The sequence below is a fragment of the Mesorhizobium sp. B2-3-12 genome, from assembly GCF_006442205.1.
Taxonomy (GTDB): Bacteria; Pseudomonadota; Alphaproteobacteria; order Rhizobiales; family Rhizobiaceae; genus Mesorhizobium.
Genome location: NZ_VFVR01000013.1, coordinates 22,259 through 39,491, shown reverse-complemented (window position 1 = coordinate 39,491; position 17,233 = coordinate 22,259). Strand labels below are relative to the sequence as shown.

The following is a 17,233-nucleotide window of genomic DNA, read 5'->3' as shown; positions in this document are numbered from 1 at the left end:
TGCAATGCCAGAAGCGGACAAATTCTTATAATTCTCGTCATCGTCGCCGGCTTGAAACTCTACCTGTTGTCAAAATGCGTCTATAAATTCATCGAATCCAATGATAAATGGCAGAGACCATCATAACGAGAATTTATATGGATCATCTGGATATCAGGTTGGTCAAAGCGTTTGTCACCGTGGCTCAGGAAGGCAACGTTACCAAGGCGGCCGAATTGCTGCATCTCACCCAGCCTGCCGTCAGCCTTCAACTTAAACGGCTTTCCCAGCAAGTCGGCGTGGCATTGTTCCATCGGACCGCGAGCGGACTTGAATTGACGCGCGATGGTGCGTTGCTCGCGGCGAAAGGCCAGCAGGTGCTGGCCCAGGCAGCCGAGTTCAGGCAGACCGCCAGGCATCTCGGCACGAAGCTACGCGGCAGACTCAGGATCGGCACGATCATCGACCCCGAATTCACCCGCCTGGGCGCGTTTTTGCAGGCTCTCGCCGAAAGCGGCCCGGGCATCGACACGGAACTTCGGCAAGGCATGAGTGGCGAGGTCGCCATCCGGCTGAAGCGAAACGAACTGGATGTCGGCTTCATTCTCGGCGATCTCGACGACTTCGGCACAAGCACCGATGCCGCGGATACGGAACCCGAGGCCCAGTTCTTCATCAAGCGCTTGTCCAGCATGACGTATCGCGTCGTGGCGCCGCCCGGCTTTGCCGGCATGGTGGCGGGACGGGACTGGAAGGAGCTTGCCGAGCTTCCATGGATCGGCACTCCGCCGGCATCGGTCCACAACAGGCTGCTTGCGAGGCAATTGGGCGGCATCAAGCAGAATATCGTCGCCCTCGTCGATCAGGAAACCTCGATGCTGGCGATGGTTCGGACCGGGCTTGGGCTGAGCCTCTGCCGCGAATCGATCGCGCTCAACGAACGACAGGCGAACGGCCTGGTTATCGCGGACAGGGTCAAGCTGGAAACCAGCCTGGGTTTTGCCTGCTTGTTCGCGCGGCGATCCGATCCCAATGTCGCCCTGGCCTTCGACGTCATTGACCGGATCTGGCGCGGTGAACATTAAGCCTTTGATTTTATGCATGTCGTCTTCCCAAGACCGAGGTCACTTTTGAGCGACATGCATTTGACGCTCCGCGCATCCATGGTGAGAAGAAGCGGCCTTCGATCGGCAGCGTGTCGACGCCGGCCGCATCGGCCGCCACTAATTTTTTTCCGCACGCTTTCATCGCGTGGCTGTCGGCAACGATAGCCGGATGGCGTTCCTGGGGACTGTTGCTGTTTCCTCAGGTGGTGAAAGCATCGCGGAAGGCCTGAAGCGCTGCTTCGGGATCGCCGGAGGCGAACGCCTCCATGGCGACCGGTCCCCGGTAGCCCATATCCTTCAACGCACGGGCAATGCCGCTATAGTTGATCTCGCCGGTGCCGGGCTCCAGGCGTCCGGGCACGTCCGCCACCTGCACCTCGCCGATCCAGGGCAGGCAGGCGCGGCAGAGCTCGATCAGGTTCCCCTCGCCGATCTGCGCATGGTACAGGTCGAGATTGAGGCGCAGGCCCGGCCGGTTCACGCTCGATACCAGTGCCAGCGTATCCTCGGCGCGCCCGAACGGCACGCCGGGATGATCGACCGGCAGATTCAAATTCTCCAGCGTGAAAGTCACGCCCTCCGCCTCGGCGAGGTCGGCGACGCGGTTCAGCGTGTCGCGTGCCTTGAGCCACATCGCGCCGGTAACGGTCTCGCACGGCGTGACCGGCAGACCGCCCTCGCCCAGGCCCGTTCCGTGCAGATTAAGCCGGGCGACGCCGAGGCGCTTGCCGACGGCCGCCGTCTCCTTCGCCGTCCTCAAGAGTTCGGCGGCACCCTCGTCATCGGCGAGCCGGCCGCGGAGATAGCCATTCATGATCGAGAAGGTGGCGCCGGATCTTTCCAGCATCGCAAGATCGTGATCTGGCCAGTTCCAGAGGCCGACCTGAAAACCCATTTCGGTCAGGCGCTTGACGCGGAACTCCATCGGCCTGTCGCGCCACAGCATCTCGGCGCAGGCCGCAAGGGTAAAAGTGTCGGGCATATCAGACCTCGATGTAGGCACAGCCATTCGACTTTGGTTTTGCGAGTTTGAGATTGACAGGGCTGTGCTTCACCGATCCGGCCGTCGAAGACGCGATTATGCTTCGGAGCAGTCCCCGCGGTCCGGCCGCTGCTCAACGTCCGCGCGAGAGGCTCCCCAGGATACCGCGCACGATCGCTCGCCCGACCGACGAGCCGACCGAGCGCACCACCGATTTGATCGCGGCTTCCGCCACCGTCTGGCGATTGGAGGGGCGTGGCGCCGGAGCCCGGCGGCCACCGGACTGCGGTGCTGGATCGTCATTGCCGAAGCCGGGAATGGTCCAGCGCGAGCCGCCGCTGCCGGCCTGCTGTGCCTGCGCTTCGGCGTCCTGCGCCTCCTTGGCCTTCTTCTGCAACATCTCGAAAGCCGATTCGCGATCGATGACCTGATCGTACTGGCCGATAACAGGGCTTTCCCCGATCAGCTTCTGCCGTTCGGCGGGGGTTATGGGCCCGAGCCGCGAGGACGGCGGGCGGATCAGCGTGCGCTGGACCATGGACGGAATGCCCTTGGCCTCCAGCGTCGAGACCAGCGCTTCGCCGGTGGCGAGCTGGGTGATGGCGGTGGCGCAGTCGAAATCCGGATTGGGCCGGAAGGTTTCGGCCGCCGTCCTCACCGCCTGCTGCTCGCGCGGCGTGTAGGCGCGCAGCGCGTGCTGCACGCGGTTGCCGAGTTGGGCCAGGACCTTCTCGGGAATATCCAAGGGGTTCTGCGTGACGAAATAGACGCCGACGCCCTTGGAGCGGATCAGGCGGACCACCTGCTCGACCCTGTCGATCAGCACCTTCGGCGCCTCGTCGAACAAGAGGTGGGCCTCGTCGAAGAAGAAGACCAGCTTCGGTTTGTCGGGATCGCCGACCTCCGGCAGTTCCTCGAACAGCTCCGACATCAGCCAGAGCAGGAACGTCGCGTAGAGGCGCGGATTCATCATCAGCTTGTCTGCGGCCAATACGCTGATGGCGCCGCGGCCGTCGCGGGTCGTGCGCATGATGTCGGCAATGCGCAATGCCGGCTCGCCGAAGAAGTTTGTCGCCCCCTGCTGTTCCAGCACCAGCAAGGTGCGCTGGATGGCCCCCACCGATGGCTTGGTGACGTTGCCGTAACGGGCGCTGATCTCTTCCGCACGCTCGGCGATGTTGGCGAGCAGCGCCTGCAGGTCTTTCATGTCGAGCAGCAGCAGCCCTTCCTCGTCGGCGATGCGGAAGGCAATGTTCATGATGCCTTCCTGCGCGTCGGTCAGGTTCATCAGCCGCGACAAGAGCAGCGGCCCCATTTCCGAAATGGTCGCGCGGATGGGGTGGCCCTGCTCGCCGAACAGATCCCAGAAGATGACCGGGAACTCCTGGAAGTCGTAAGGGTCGAGCTTCACCTGTTCTGCCCGCTTGACCAGGAAATCCTGCGCGGTGCCCATCATGGCGATGCCGGAAAGGTCGCCCTTGATGTCGCCGCAGAAGACCGGCACGCCGGCGTTGGAAAATCCCTCCGCCAGGATCTGCAAGCTGACGGTCTTGCCGGTACCGGTGGCGCCGGTCACCAGACCGTGGCGATTGCCGTATTGCAGCAGCAGGTTTTCGGCCCGCTGATAGCTGTCGTCGGGCTTGCGGCTGGCGCCGATGAAAATACTGGTGTCGTCAGCCATATGTCGGGTCTCCGCAAACTGATGTGTCCAAAGCCAGCCTTTGTCCGAAGGTATAGTGAGGCTGTCGCACAGCGACAATGACAATTGTCCAAAGCGGGGCCAATCATCCAATCGGCGCCGATCGCCGAAATCGGATTTTTGGAACTTGCGAATTTCGATGGTGTTTGGCAATCGTTCATGGTCGTCCACGCAAGCCGACCTATATCAGGAGGGTCGAATATCAGGTGGATCGAATTCAGACCCGGGACGTGCATTGCGATAACCGAACCGGGACCGTAGACTGAACTGCCCCGGGCTGGTGCGGTTGCATAAACGAGGAAGATGAATGGGCGCCGGAGCCTTGACCAGGGATGTTGAGCCAACCAATGCCGAGCGCCAGCGATGGCTGGCCCTGGCGGAGAAGGCGTTGGCCGGCGCATCCTTCGAGGAAAAGCTGGTCTCGCACACCGACGACAACATCCGCGTCGAGCCGCTCTATGACCGCGCGACGGGAGCCGAACCGATCGTGCGCGCCAATGCCCAGTCGCCATGGATCGTCAGCCAGCGCGTTGACGACCCCGATGTCGACCGCGCCAAGAGCCAGGTCCTGGAAGACATCGCGCAAGGCGCGACAGGGCTGTCGCTTGTCTTCGAAGGTGCTCCGAACGCCTTCGGCTACGGCCTGCCGAGGACAGCGCAAGCATTGGAGACGGTGCTGGATGGTGTGCCGCTCAACCGGGTCCAGATCCGCATCGATACCCACCCCTGGAGCCGACCCATGGCGGACTGGCTGGTGGCGTTCTTGAGCAAGCGCCGGTCCGATCCGGCGAAGCTCAACCTCTCCTTCGGCATCGATCCGGCGGCCATTCTCGCCGGCACTGGCCGGCTGCGCATGTCGATCGAGGCGCTGCAGGAATCGATGCCGCAATCGCTGGCACATTTCTTCTCGATGGGCGTGCCCGGCGTGCTTCTGGAGGCGGACGGTCGCGTCTTTCACAATGCCGGCGCCACCGAAGCGCAGGAACTCGGCATCATGCTGGCTTCGGCGGTCTCGTATCTGAGAATGTTCGAGAAGGCGCGGCAACCGCTGGTCTATGCCGCGCCGCATATCGGCTTCGCGCTCAGCGTCGACCAGGACCAATTCCTGTCGATGGCCAAGGTGCGGGCCCTCCGCAGGCTCTGGGCGCGTGTGCAGGAGACCTGCTCGATTCCCAATTCCACGGCCAACATCCATGCCGAGACATCATTTCGCATGATGACGGCCGCGGACCCCGAAACCAACATCCTGCGCACGACGATCGGCTGCTTCGCCGCGGCGGCGGGAGGCGCCGATTCAATCTCAATCCTGCCGCATACGATCGCGCACGGCCTGCCGGCGGCTTTTGCCCGCCGCGTCGCGCGCAACGCGCAACTGATCATGGCCAATGAAAGCCATGTCGATCATGTCGCCGATCCCGCCTATGGCTCCGGCTCCGTCGAAGCGCTGACCTCGGACCTCTGCGAAGCCGCGTGGGCGGAATTGCAGGCGATCGAGGCGGAAGGCGGCGTGCTTTCCAGCCTCCGGGGCGGACATATCCAGCAGCGCGTCCGCACCGCCGCCGCCCAGCGCGGCATTGCCTTCAAGTCAGGCGAGCGGGCCATTGTCGGCGCCACGCTTTACTCCTTGGAAAGCGAGCGTCCGGTCGAGACGCTGGACGCGGAGAAGCGGCCTGCCTTCACCGAGGGCGTCGTCCTGTGCGAGCCGCTGTCGCCGGTCCGCATCGATCAATCCATCGGGGCCGCTTCTTGATTCCGGATTTCAGTCAGATCGGCTGGGTGCCACCGCGCCGCGCACCGGTCGAAGTCAAGGGACAGCGGACGACGCCGGAAGGCCTCGTCGTCAAGCATCTCTACAATCAAGGCGACCTCAACGGATTGCCGCATCTCGACACCTATCCGGGCCTGCCGCCCTTCGTGCGCGGCCCCTACCCGACCATGTATGTCCAGCAGCCCTGGACGATCCGGCAATATGCCGGCTTTTCGACCGCCGAAGAGTCCAATGCGTTCTACCGGCGCAACCTTGCCGCCGGCCAGAAGGGCCTGTCGGTCGCCTTCGATCTCGCCACCCATCGCGGCTATGACTCGGACCATCCACGCGTCGCCGGCGATGTCGGCATGGCGGGCGTGGCCATCGATTCCATTCTCGACATGCGGCAGTTGTTCGACGGCATTCCGCTCGGCGAGATGACGGTGTCGATGACGATGAACGGCGCGGTGTTGCCGATCATGGCGCTCTACATCGTGGCGGCCGAAGAGCAAGGCGTCGCGCAGAAGGATCTGGCGGGGACCATCCAGAACGACATTCTGAAGGAGTTCATGGTCCGCAACACCTACATCTATCCGCCGAAGCCCTCGATGCGGATCGTTTCGGACATCTTCTCCTACACCTCGAAGAACATGCCGAAGTTCAATTCGATCTCGATCTCCGGCTATCACATGCAGGAAGCCGGCGCGACCGCCGATCTGGAGCTCGCCTATACGATCGCCGATGGTATCGAATATGCCCGCGCCGGCGTCGCGGCGGGGCTCGACATCGACCGTTTCGCACCGCGCCTGTCCTTCTTCTGGGCGATCGGCATGAACTTCTTCATGGAGGTGGCCAAGCTCAGGGCCGCGCGCCTGTTGTGGTCGACCCTGATGAAGAAGAATTTCGCGCCGAAGGACGAGCGCTCGCTGTCGCTGCGCACCCATTGCCAGACGTCCGGCTGGTCGCTGACGGCGCAGGACCCCTACAACAACATCATCCGCACCATGATCGAGGCGATGGCGGCGACCCAAGGCCATACGCAGTCGCTGCACACCAACTCCTTCGACGAAGCCATGGCGCTGCCGACCGACCATTCGGCGCGCATCGCCCGCAACACGCAGCTCATCCTGCAAAAAGAGTCCGGCACCACGCGCATCATCGACCCGTGGGGCGGTTCGGCCTATCTCGAGCGGCTGACACATGATCTGGCGGCGCGTGCGCTCGCCCATATCGAAGAGGTCGAGGCGCTCGGCGGCATGGCGGCGGCGATCGAAAAGGGCATACCCAAACTGCGTATCGAGGAAGCAGCGGCCCGCACGCAGGCGCGCATCGATTCCGGCGAGCAGATGCTGGTCGGCGTCAATGCGCATCGCCCCGAGAAGGACATCGAGGTCGACGTGCTGAAGATCGACAATGCAGAGGTCAGGGCCCGGCAACTGTCGAAGCTGCAACGGCTGAAAGGCACGCGCGACGTCGCCGCCGTCGAAAGCGCCCTCGACGCGCTGACCCAAGCCGCGCAGGGCGAGGACAATCTGCTGGAGTTCGCCATCCGCGCCGCGCGCGCCAAGGCCACTGTCGGCGAAATCTCGTTCGCCTTGGAAAAAGCCTATGGCCGCCATGTGGCCACGGTGCAGACCATTTCCGGTGTCTACCGCAAGGCGCTCGGCGACAATCCGGTGGTCGACCGGCTGCGGGACAAGCTCGATGCCTTCGAAAAGAGAAACGGCGGCAAGCCGCGTATTCTCGTGGCCAAGATGGGACAGGACGGCCACGACCGCGGGCAGAAGGTGATCGCGACGGCCTTCGCCGATCTCGGCTTCGACGTCACCGTCGGCGCCATGTTCCAGACACCGGAAGAGATCGCCAGGTTGGCGATCCAGCACGACGTCCACATCATCGGCGCCTCATCGCTGGCAGCGGGCCACCTGACGCTGATCCCCGAATTGCGCGACGCGCTGAAGAAGCTCGGCCGCGGCGACATGCTGATCGTGGCCGGCGGCGTCATCCCGCCGCAGGACTATGATGCGGTGCTGAAGGCAGGAGCGGCGGAGATTTTCCCGCCGGGGACGGTCATCCCGGAAGCGGCGGAGCGGCTGCTGGATCGGCTGCTGGCGCGTTGAGCGAAACATTGTAGCGCCAGCAAGGTTGTGTCACAGTGACGAACGCAACCAAGGGTAACGGCGGTGAAGACTATTGTCCGCAAGCTCGACGAAGGATCAGGTGTAGTGATCTTGCCTCAGGAAATGCTGGACAACCTGAACATGCGAGTAGGCGATCAATTCCAGATCATCGAAACCGATGACGGCGTCATTCTAAGACCGGTGAGAAGTGACGACGTCGAACGGCAGATGCGCGCTGCTCGTGATGTCATGGACCAGTATGAGGCCGCTTTGCAAAGGATGGCTAAGTAGACGGGACGTAGCTTGCGTCAGCCATCAGAGAGCTTGACGATTTCCCATTCCTTGCCGTTGACGCTGGCCACGTCGCCAACCTTCTTGCCGAACAGCGCGACCGCCATCGGCGAGACATGCGAGATGCTGCCCTTGGCCGGATCGGCTTCGTCCTCGCCGACGATCTTCCAGTGCACCTTCTTGCCGTCGTCACTTTCCAGCGTGACACCCATGCCGAAGCGGACGACATCGCTGCCGGGTTCCGGCACGGAAAGTTCGGCGTTCTCGCGCCGTGCGGTCCAGTAGCGCAAATCTCGCGACACGACCGCGATGCGCTCGCGGTCGGCCTTCCGCTCCGCCTTCGCCAGGATATCGCGCAAATCGGCCAGATGGTCCTCGATCTGCGCCAGACCGTGCTCGGTCACCAGATTGCGGTGCGTGCTGATCGGCCGCTCGCCAACGCCGGCGATGGCGTTTTCGCTGTCTTCCTCGCGGGTGAAAGCTCTGCTCATTCCTTGAACTTAGGCGCCGAGTGCCTGCTCGGCAAGCCATCGCCTCCGAGAAGAGCTGCCCGAGGTCTGGCATGATTCCTGCGATGCCGGGGCTGAACACTGGGATTGTGTGCCGATGCTGAACAGACGAACGCTGCTGACGCAGACCGCCGGCTTTGCCGTCATGGGCCTCGCGCTCGGCAAGGCGGCGTCCGCCAGCCTGACCGGCATCGAGAAAGCCTCGATGCGCGGCTCGATCAATGCCGCGGAACTCGGCGTGCAGCCCGGTACGTTTGACGACCAGAGCAAGGCCTTCGCCAAGCTGCTGCGCGACGCGAACGGCCGCGGCATGCCGGTCTTCCTGCCGCCCGGCACCTATGTGGTGTCCAATCTCTCGCTGCCCGGCCGCGTGCGTCTTTCCGGCGTGCCGGGCGCCACACGGATCGTCTATGGCGGCGACGGCCATCTGTTCATGGCCGAACAGGCCGACCATATCGAGCTCAGCGGGCTGGTCTTCGACGGCGCGAACCGCTCGATGGGCGACTACGCGCAAGGGCTGCTCGATCTGCGCCGGGTCGCGCATCTTGTCGTCGACAATTGCCAGATAACCGGCAGCGGCAAGAACGGGCTGGCGCTGGAACATGCGGCGGGCCGAATCGAGCGTTCGGACATATCCGGGGCGGCGGACGCCGGCATCTATTCCGTCGAAGCCGGAGGGCTGGCGATATCAGGCAATACTGTCTCCGATTGCGCCAATGGCGGCATCCTCGTGCACCGCTGGCAAGCAGCGGAAGACGGCACCATGGTCAGCGGCAACCGCGTCGAACGCATTGGCGCGCGCAGCGGCGGGACCGGCCAGAACGGCAACGGCATCAACGCCTTCCGCGCCGGAAATGTCGTCATCTCGGGCAACGTGGTTTCGGATTGCGCCTTCTCGGCGATCCGCGCCAACAGTTCCAGCAATCTGCAGATATCGGGCAATACCTGCTCACGCTCGGGCGAAACGGCGGTCTATTCCGAATTCTCCTTCGAAGGCGCCGTCATCGCCAACAACATCGTGGACGGCGCCGCCAACGGCATCTCGATCGTCAACTTCAACGAAGGCGGCCGCATGGGTGTCTGCTCGGGCAATATCGTGCGAAATCTGTCGACATCAGGCCCCTACACCGCGGACCCGCCCGGTTTCGGCGTCGGCATCGCCGTCGAAGCCGATACCGTCGCGTCCAACAATGTCATCGAGAACGCGCCACTCTACGGCATGTCGATCGGCTGGGGGCCATATCTGCGCAATGTCGTGGCCACGGGAAATATCATTCGCAAGGCAGGCACCGGCATCGTCGTCAGCGTGGTCGAGGGTGCCGGCACCGCCGTCATCTCCGACAATGTCATCGACGGCGCGTTGAACGGGGCGGTCGTCGGCCAGCGCTGGGCCGAGCCGGTCACAGCGGATCTCACCCAGACCAGCAGCAGCGGTTACGCGCACCTGACCGTCGAGCGCAACCGCGTCAGCTGATTGCCACCTTCAATTCAAGGCTGGCGTCGGCCTCAGCGCCCCGACCTTGGCGCCGATCCGGCTTTCGATGGGCGCATTCGCCAGTTCGAGCAGTTTCGCGGCCAGGGTTTCGTCCGCCCGCAACAGCCTGGCGAGGACGGCGGCGGCGATTGCATCGCCGGCGCGTCCGGCACCATCATCGCATTTGACCGCTATACCAAGGCCGAGTTCGGGAATTGCGGCACAATGGACACCCTCGGCTCCGCCTTTGGCAAAAATCCGTCCGGGAGCGGCTTCCATCAGCAAGAGGTCCGCACGGCCGGTGCCCGCGACGAAGAACGGCTCCGCCATGCAGGCCGAAAGCAGCCGCTTCGCGGCCTTCGCCCGCTCCGGGCCAAAGCCGTTTGTCGTCGCCATGCGGGCAAAGCCGAGGGCAAAGCTCCTGAGCGGCACCGCATAGGTCGGGATCGAGCAGCCATCGGTCGCGCGTTCGTCGGCGCCGTGGACAGCGCCGGTGACCGCCTGCATGGCGTCGCGCACCATTTCCTGCAAGGCGTGCCCCGCCTTGACGTAGCCGCGATGCCCGATGCCGGAATGGACGCAGGTGCAGAGGAAGCCGGAATGCTTGCCGGAACAATTGTTGTGCAACGCGTTCGGCAAGCCGCCGGCACGCGCTAGCGCGATCTCGGCATCATGGTCCGAGGGCCAGTGGGTGCCGCATTCGAGCGCCGACCCGTCCAGCCCGGCCCTGGCCAGCATGGACCGCGCCAGGTCGACATGCGCCGGCTCGCCGGAGTGAGAGGCACAGGCCAGCGCCAGTTCGCGGTTGCCGAAGCCATAGGCATCGGCGGCACCCGTTTCGACCAGCGGCAGGGCCTGGATGGCCTTGACCGCCGAGCGCGGAAACACCGGCCTGGAGGTGTCGCCGATCTCCAGGACCGGCTTGCCGTCGGCATCGAAGATGGCGACGGCGCCGCGATGGGCGCTCTCGACAATCGCGCCGCGCAAGACTTCGATCAGAACCGGATTGGCCATCTCACCTCCCGTGAATGCCGGGGCGGTTTACCTGATCCGATCAAGAATGGAAACGTAGTTGGCGACGGCCGCGCCGCCCATGTTGAAGATGCCGCCCAGTTTCGCGCCCGGCACCTGGATGCCGCCGGCTTCACCGACAAGCTGCATGGCGGTCAGGACATGCATGGAAACGCCGGTGGCGCCGATCGGATGGCCCTTGGCCTTCAGCCCACCGGAGGGATTGACTGGCAGGCGGCCGTCTTTTGCCGTTGTGCCATCCAGCGCCAGCTTGGCGCCCTCACCGGGCTTGGCCAGCCCCATCGCCTCATATTCGATCAGTTCGGCGATGGTGAAGCAATCATGCGTCTCGACGAAGGAGAGATCGTCGAGCGTCACGCCGGCATTCTTCAAAGCGCGGGTCCAGGCCTGCTCGCAGCCTTCGAAGGCCAGGATGTCGCGCTTCGACATCGGCAGGAAATCCTGCACATGTTCGTTGGCGCGGAAGGCTACGGCGCGGCGCATCTTCAGGGCTGTGGCCGTGTCGGCAAGGATAAGGGCTGCCGCGCCGTCTGAAACCAGCGAGCAGTCGGTGCGCTTCAGGGGGCCGGCGACGAAAGGGTTTTTCTCGCTCTCCTGCCGGCAGAATTCATAGCCGAAATCCTTGCGCATCTGCGCATAGGGATTGTCGACGCCGTTCTTGTGGTTCTTGGCGGCGATCATGGCGAGTGCATCCGACTGGTCGCCATAGCGCTGGAAATAGGCCTGCGCGATCTTGCCGAAGACGCCTGCAAAGCCGGCCGGCGTCTCGCCGTCCTCGGGCAGATAGGACGCCTTGAGCAGGTTCTTGCCGATTTCGGGTCCTGGCGTCGTCGTCATCTGCTCGGCACCGACCACCAGCACGATGCGGGCAGCGTTTGCATCGATGGCGCGAATGCCCTGCCGGACGGCCGCCGAACCGGTGGCGCAGGCGTTCTCGACGCGCGTCGCCGGCTTGAAGCGGAGCCGGTCGTCCGCCTGGAGCACCAGGCTCGCGGTGAAATCCTGCGCCGAAAAACCGGCGTTGAAATGGCCAAGCACGATCTCGTCGACTTCGTCCGGGCCGATGCCGGCATGATCGAGCGCGTCCGTCGCCACCTTGACGATCAGATTTTCGAGCGTCTCGCCTTCGAGCTTGCCGAAGCGCGAATGCGCCCAGCCAACGATGCATGCTGTCATGGCGGTCTCCATCCTTGGCGCCAGCCTTAGCCCGTGGCTCGCAGCGCACTTCGCCTTTATTGTTCAAATATAAACATTCTTGCCTGGACCGTGAAGGGCCGCAACGCAACAATCGCTTGGTGCAGGTCGCGTCGGCGTCGATTTTTTATTGATTGACGCGTCAATAAAAAATAATCTCCCGCAAAAATCGGGAACAACATGCCTAAAGTCGGAATGGAGCCGTTGCGCCGCAAGGCGCTCATCGACGCGACGATCTCGGCGATCGGCGAGCGCGGCTCGCTCGACGTGACCATGTCCGAGATCGCCGGACGCGCCGGTGTGTCATCGGCGCTTGCCCATCACTATTTCGGCGCCAAGGACGAGCTGCTGTTCGCGACGATGCGGCACATCCTGGCCGAACTGACTGTCGACATGCGCCGTGCGCTGCAATCCGCCACGTCCCCGCGCGAACGCGTCTCGGCCGTGGTCGCCGTCAATTTTTCCGACATGCAGTTCCAGGCGGAAACCATCGCCGCATGGCTCGCTTTCTATGTCGAGGCGCAGCAATCGTCCTCGCTGCGCCGGCTGCTCAGAATCTACGCAAGGCGGCTGCATTCGAACCTGATGAGCGGCTTGATCGGTATCCTGCCCAGGACCGAAGCCGACCGCGCCGCGGAAGCGACGGCGGCAATGATCGACGGCCTCTATATCAGGCGCGCGCTGAAGGATGGCGTGCCCGACGCCGAGACCGCGATCGCGCTGGTCGAGGACTATCTCGAAACCAAACTTAATGCACGTCGATGAGACGCGCTTTAAGTCTCTCTTTTTATGCATGTCGTTGTCCCAAAACCGCGGCGCACTTTTGGGCGATATGCATGAGCGGACGGCACAAACAGTGACAGCGAAGCGACCCAATTTCCTGATCGTCATGGTCGACCAGCTCAACGGGACCTTTTTCCCGGACGGGCCGGCGGAATTTCTGCACACGCCGCATCTGAAAGCGCTGGCCGCGAGGTCGGCGCGCTTTGCCAACAACTATACTGCCTCGCCGCTCTGCGCACCGGGCCGCGCCTCGTTCATGAGCGGCCAGTTGCCGTCGCGCACCGGTGTCTACGACAATGCGGCCGAATTTGCCTCGTCGATCCCGACCTTCGCCCATCATTTGCGTGCCGCCGGCTACTACACCTGCCTATCGGGCAAGATGCATTTCGTCGGACCGGACCAGTTGCACGGTTTCGAGGAGCGGCTGACCACCGACATCTATCCGGCGGATTTCGGCTGGACGCCGGACTACCGCAAACCCGGAGAGCGCATCGAGTGGTGGTATCACAATCTGGGTTCGGTGACCGGAGCCGGTGTCGCCGAGACCACCAACCAGATGGAGTATGACGACGAGGTCGTGTTCCTCGCGTCTCAAAAACTCTATCAGCTTTCGCGCGAACAGGACGATGCCAGCCATCGGCCATGGTGCCTCACCGTCTCGCTGTCGCACCCGCACGATCCCTACGTCGCGCGCAAGCAATACTGGGATCTCTACGAGCATTGCCAGGCGCTGGACACGGAAACCGGGTTCATCGCGCATGACGATCAGGATCCGCATTCGCAGCGGCTGTACCATGCCAGCGACTATCCCTCCTTCCAGATCACGCCCGAGCAGGTGCGCCGTTCGCGGCGCGGCTATTTCGCCAACATCTCCTATGTCGACGACAAGCTCGGCGAGATGCTGGATGTTCTGACGCGAACGCGCATGCTCGACGACACGATCATCCTGTTCTGCTCGGATCACGGCGACATGCTGGGCGAGCGGGGCCTGTGGTTCAAGATGAGCTTCTTCGAAGGGTCGGCGCGGGTGCCGTTGATGATTGCCGGCAAGGGTATTCATGCCGGGCTGATCGAGGCGCCGGTCTCCAATCTCGACGTGGCGCCAACGCTTTGCGACCTCGCCGGCATCGACATCGGGGCGATCGCGCCTTGGACCGACGGGCAGTCGCTGCTGCCGCTGACCCATGGCGGGCAGCGCACGGCACCGGTGCTGATCGAGTATGCCGCCGAAGGGTCCTATGCGCCCTTGGCGGCAATCCGCGAGGGCCGCTACAAATTCGTCCATTGCGAACTCGATCCGCCGCAATTGTTCGACCTCGAAGCCGATCCGCTGGAGCGGAAAAATCTGGCCGACGACCCCGCCAGCGCGGCGCTGGTGGCCGCGTTCATGGGTAAGGTCAGGGCGCGTTGGGACATGGCCGGTTTCGACGCCGCCGTGCGCGAGAGCCAGGCACGCCGCTGGGTCGTCTACCCGGCGCTGCGCAATGGCGCCTATTACCCCTGGGATTTCCAGCCACTGCAGAAGGCGTCCGAGCGGTACATGCGCAATCACATGAACCTCGACAATCTCGAAGAGAGCAAAAGGTATCCGCGAGGCGAATGATGACAGACCTTCTCGTTCCCACACTCGACCATCTCAAACAGGCCTATGCCGTCACCTCCATGGCGACCCAGATCACGCCGCTGCTGGAATCGGCGGCGCTGGCCAGGGAAACCGGCGCGGCCCGGGTCTTCATCAAGCCGGAATCGCTGCAATGGGCCGGATCCTTCAAGGTTCGCGGCGCCTATTGGCGGCTGAAGCGGCTTTCGGCCGACGAGGCACGCAAGGGCGTCGTGGCCTATTCCTCCGGCAATTTCGCGCAAGGGCTGGCGGCCGCCGGCCAGGCGCTCGGCATTCCAGTCACTATCGTCATGCCGATCGACGCACCGGCCGCCAAACGTGATGCGACATCAGGCTACGGCGCCCGCGTCGTGCTGACCGATCATGGCGACCGCGCGCGTGAAGAGGTAGCAGCCGCCAAGGCGCGCGAGATCGCGGAAACGGAAGGTCTGGCCTTGCTGCATCCCTTCGACGATCCCGAGATCGTCGCCGGCCAGGCGGGCGCCGGCCTCGAAGCGCTCGACCAGTTGTCCGCCAAGGACGCCAGCGCCGATCTCTTGTTCTGCTCGGTCGGCGGTGGTGGGTTGATCGGCGGCGTTTCGCTGGCCTTCCATTATCTGTCGCCCGCCACCGAGATCATCGGCGTCGAGCCCGAAGGGTTCAACGGCATGGGTTCGTCGCTGGCGCATGGCTCGATCGAGACCATGCCGATCGGCCCTAAATCGATCTGCGACGGGCTGATGTCGCGCCGTCCCGGTGATGCGCCCTTCGCCGCCGTCAAGACCGCCGGCGTGCGCGGCATCACCGTAGACGATCAATCGGTGCGGCGGGCAATGAAGATCGCCTTCGAGCGGATGAAGCTGGTGCTGGAGCCTTCGGGCGCGGCGTCGCTGGCTGCACTGCTCGGCGGCAAGGTGGATGTCAGGGACAAGACCGTCCTTGTGGTGGCAACCGGCGGCAATGTCTCGCTCGCCGATTTTATGGCGCATATGAACGATGCTTGAAGCGGATTTCGTCATCATCGGCTCGGGCTCCGCCGGTTCGGCCATGGCCTATCGGCTGTCCGAGGACGGCAAGCATTCGGTCATCGTCATCGAGTTCGGCGGCACAGACATGGGGCCGCTGATCCAGATGCCGTCGGCGCTGTCGATCCCGCTCAACATGAGCCTCTACGACTGGGGATTCGCCAGCGAGCCGGAGCCGCGTCTGGGCGGCCGCGTGCTGGCGACGCCGCGCGGCAAGGTGATCGGCGGCTCGTCGTCGATCAATGGCATGGTCTATGTGCGTGGCCATGCCCGCGACTTCGATCATTGGGCCGAACAGGGCGCGGCCGGCTGGGGCTTCGCCGACGTGCTGCCCTACTTCAAGCGGATGGAGGATTCGGACGGCGGCGAGGACGGCTGGCGCGGGCATGGCGGCCCGCTGCATGTGCAGCGCGGCTCGCGCCGCAATCCGCTCTATGGCGCCTTCGTCGAAGCGGGCCGGCAGGCAGGGTTTGAACTGACCGACGACTACAATGGCGCCAAGCAGGAAGGCTTCGGCCCGATGGAGCAGACCATTCTGGGCGGCCGCCGCTGGTCGGCGGCATCAGCCTATCTGAAGCCGGCGCTCAGGCGCAAAAACGTGAGTCTGGTCAAAGGCTTCGCACGCCGGGTGATCATCGAGAATCAACGCGCCATCGGCGTCGAGATCGAAGCTCACCAACAGATTCAGGTCGTTAAAGCGCGACGTGAAGTGATCGTCGCGGCATCGTCGATCAATTCGCCCAAGATCCTGATGCTGTCGGGCATCGGCCCGGCCGGGCATTTGCGCGAAAACGGCATTGCCGTCGTGGCCGACCGGCCGGGCGTCGGTGGCAACCTGCAGGACCATCTGGAGCTCTACATCCAGCAGGAATCGACCAAGCCGATCACCCTGAATTCAGTGCTGAACCCGTTCTCCAAGGCGCTGATCGGGGCGCAATGGCTGTTCTTCAAATCGGGCCTGGGCGCCACCAATCATTTCGAGGCGGCCGCCTTCGTGCGCTCGCAGGCAGGCGTCGACTATCCCGATATCCAGTACCACTTCATCCCGGCGGCGGTGCGTTATGACGGCAAGGCGGCGGCCAAGTCGCATGGTTTCCAGGCGCATGTCGGGCCGATGCGCTCGAAGTCGCGCGGCTCGGTGACGCTGCGCTCGCCGGACCCGAAAGCGAAGCCGGTCATCCGCTTCAACTACATGTCGCATCCTGACGACTGGGCGGAGTTCCGCCACTGCATCCGGCTGACCCGCGAAATCTTCGGCCAGTCGGCCTTCGATGCCTATCGTGGAGAGGAGCTCTCGCCGGGCCGCCATGTCCAGTCGGATGACGATCTCGACGTCTTCATCCGCGACCATGCAGAGAGCGCCTACCATCCGTGCGGCACCTGCCGGATGGGCCATGTCGATGATCAATCAAGCGTGGTCGATCCGGAGTGCCGGGTCATCGGCGTCGACGGATTGCGGGTCGCCGACTCCTCGATCTTCCCGCGCGTGACCAACGGCAACCTCAATGCACCATCGATCATGACCGGCGAGAAAGCCTCCGATCACATCCTTGGCCGCACGCCGCTCGCGCCGTCCAACCAGGAACCGTGGATCAATCCGCGCTGGCAGGCGTCTGACAGATAGGCCATGATCCGCCGATAAGCGAGCCGCCCGACAGCCGCGCACCAATAGCTGACGCGCGGGGGCGAAAT

At 63.7% G+C, this 17,233-nt stretch carries 14 protein-coding genes; 9 read left to right on the top strand and 5 right to left on the bottom strand.

The features are described from left to right. Window positions 1-137: 137 nt before the first annotated feature. Window positions 138-1,064, top strand: coding sequence for a LysR family transcriptional regulator (locus FJ948_RS26770; protein WP_140709790.1), 927 nt, complete (start codon window positions 138-140; stop codon window positions 1,062-1,064). 220 nt (window positions 1,065-1,284) lie between these two features. On the opposite strand, the gene FJ948_RS26765 is transcribed toward FJ948_RS26770, so the two are convergent. Together FJ948_RS26765 and FJ948_RS26760 are read right to left on the bottom strand one after the other, a co-directional pair. After that, window positions 1,285-2,067: a hydroxypyruvate isomerase family protein gene (locus FJ948_RS26765; RefSeq protein WP_140709789.1), complete on the bottom strand. Its 783-nt coding sequence runs from the start codon at window positions 2,065-2,067 to the stop codon at window positions 1,285-1,287. A gap of 133 nt (window positions 2,068-2,200) precedes the next feature. Further along, window positions 2,201-3,748, bottom strand: coding sequence for a helicase HerA-like C-terminal domain-containing protein (locus FJ948_RS26760; protein ID WP_140709788.1), 1,548 nt, complete (start codon window positions 3,746-3,748; stop codon window positions 2,201-2,203). Window positions 3,749-4,073: 325 nt separating this feature from the next. Here FJ948_RS26760 and FJ948_RS26755 point away from each other — a divergent pair, with 325 nt between their 5' ends. From FJ948_RS26755 to FJ948_RS26745, 3 genes are all read left to right on the top strand, one after another. Further along, window positions 4,074-5,516 (top strand): methylmalonyl-CoA mutase, encoded by a 1,443-nt coding sequence (locus FJ948_RS26755; RefSeq protein WP_140709787.1) that lies wholly within the window; start codon window positions 4,074-4,076, stop codon window positions 5,514-5,516. After that, a complete protein-coding gene (gene scpA, locus FJ948_RS26750) occupies window positions 5,513-7,633 on the top strand; it encodes a methylmalonyl-CoA mutase (protein WP_140709785.1) in 2,121 nt (706 codons plus the stop codon). Before FJ948_RS26755 ends, scpA begins: the two co-directional genes overlap by 4 nt. A 63-nt stretch (window positions 7,634-7,696) precedes the next feature. Further along, window positions 7,697-7,924: an AbrB/MazE/SpoVT family DNA-binding domain-containing protein gene (locus tag FJ948_RS26745; protein ID WP_140709783.1), complete on the top strand. Its 228-nt coding sequence runs from the start codon at window positions 7,697-7,699 to the stop codon at window positions 7,922-7,924. Window positions 7,925-7,941: 17 nt separating this feature from the next. Here the strand turns inward: FJ948_RS26745 and greA are convergent, their stop codons facing one another. After that, window positions 7,942-8,415 carry a transcription elongation factor GreA gene (gene greA, locus FJ948_RS26740; RefSeq protein WP_140709781.1) on the bottom strand — a complete coding sequence of 158 codons (474 nt, stop codon included), beginning with the start codon at window positions 8,413-8,415 and terminating at the stop codon, window positions 7,942-7,944. Window positions 8,416-8,530: 115 nt separating this feature from the next. Here greA and FJ948_RS26735 point away from each other — a divergent pair, with 115 nt between their 5' ends. Then, a complete protein-coding gene (locus tag FJ948_RS26735) occupies window positions 8,531-9,907 on the top strand; it encodes a TIGR03808 family TAT-translocated repetitive protein (protein ID WP_140709779.1) in 1,377 nt (458 codons plus the stop codon). A gap of 9 nt (window positions 9,908-9,916) precedes the next feature. On the opposite strand, the gene FJ948_RS26730 is transcribed toward FJ948_RS26735, so the two are convergent. Then, window positions 9,917-10,921 carry an asparaginase gene (locus FJ948_RS26730; protein WP_140709777.1) on the bottom strand — a complete coding sequence of 335 codons (1,005 nt, stop codon included), beginning with the start codon at window positions 10,919-10,921 and terminating at the stop codon, window positions 9,917-9,919. Window positions 10,922-10,948: 27 nt separating this feature from the next. Continuing rightward, a complete protein-coding gene (locus tag FJ948_RS26725; RefSeq protein WP_095791453.1) occupies window positions 10,949-12,115 on the bottom strand; it encodes an acetyl-CoA acetyltransferase in 1,167 nt (388 codons plus the stop codon). Window positions 12,116-12,313: 198 nt separating this feature from the next. Here FJ948_RS26725 and betI point away from each other — a divergent pair, with 198 nt between their 5' ends. The 4 genes from betI (at window position 12,314) to betA (ending at window position 17,165) form a co-directional block, all read left to right on the top strand. Continuing rightward, window positions 12,314-12,898, top strand: a complete 585-nt coding sequence (betI, locus tag FJ948_RS26720; protein WP_140709775.1) for a transcriptional regulator BetI — start codon at window positions 12,314-12,316, stop codon at window positions 12,896-12,898. Window positions 12,899-12,989: 91 nt separating this feature from the next. Next, window positions 12,990-14,519: a choline-sulfatase gene (betC, locus tag FJ948_RS26715; protein ID WP_181173853.1), complete on the top strand. Its 1,530-nt coding sequence runs from the start codon at window positions 12,990-12,992 to the stop codon at window positions 14,517-14,519. After that, the gene (locus tag FJ948_RS26710) at window positions 14,516-15,520 is read left to right on the top strand and encodes a threonine/serine dehydratase (protein ID WP_181173852.1); all 1,005 of its coding nucleotides are present in this window, start codon (window positions 14,516-14,518) and stop codon (window positions 15,518-15,520) included. The genes betC and FJ948_RS26710 overlap by 4 nt, the downstream gene beginning before the upstream one ends. Next, window positions 15,513-17,165, top strand: coding sequence for a choline dehydrogenase (gene betA / locus FJ948_RS26705; RefSeq protein ID WP_140709771.1), 1,653 nt, complete (start codon window positions 15,513-15,515; stop codon window positions 17,163-17,165). Before FJ948_RS26710 ends, betA begins: the two co-directional genes overlap by 8 nt. Window positions 17,166-17,233 lie beyond the last annotated feature (68 nt).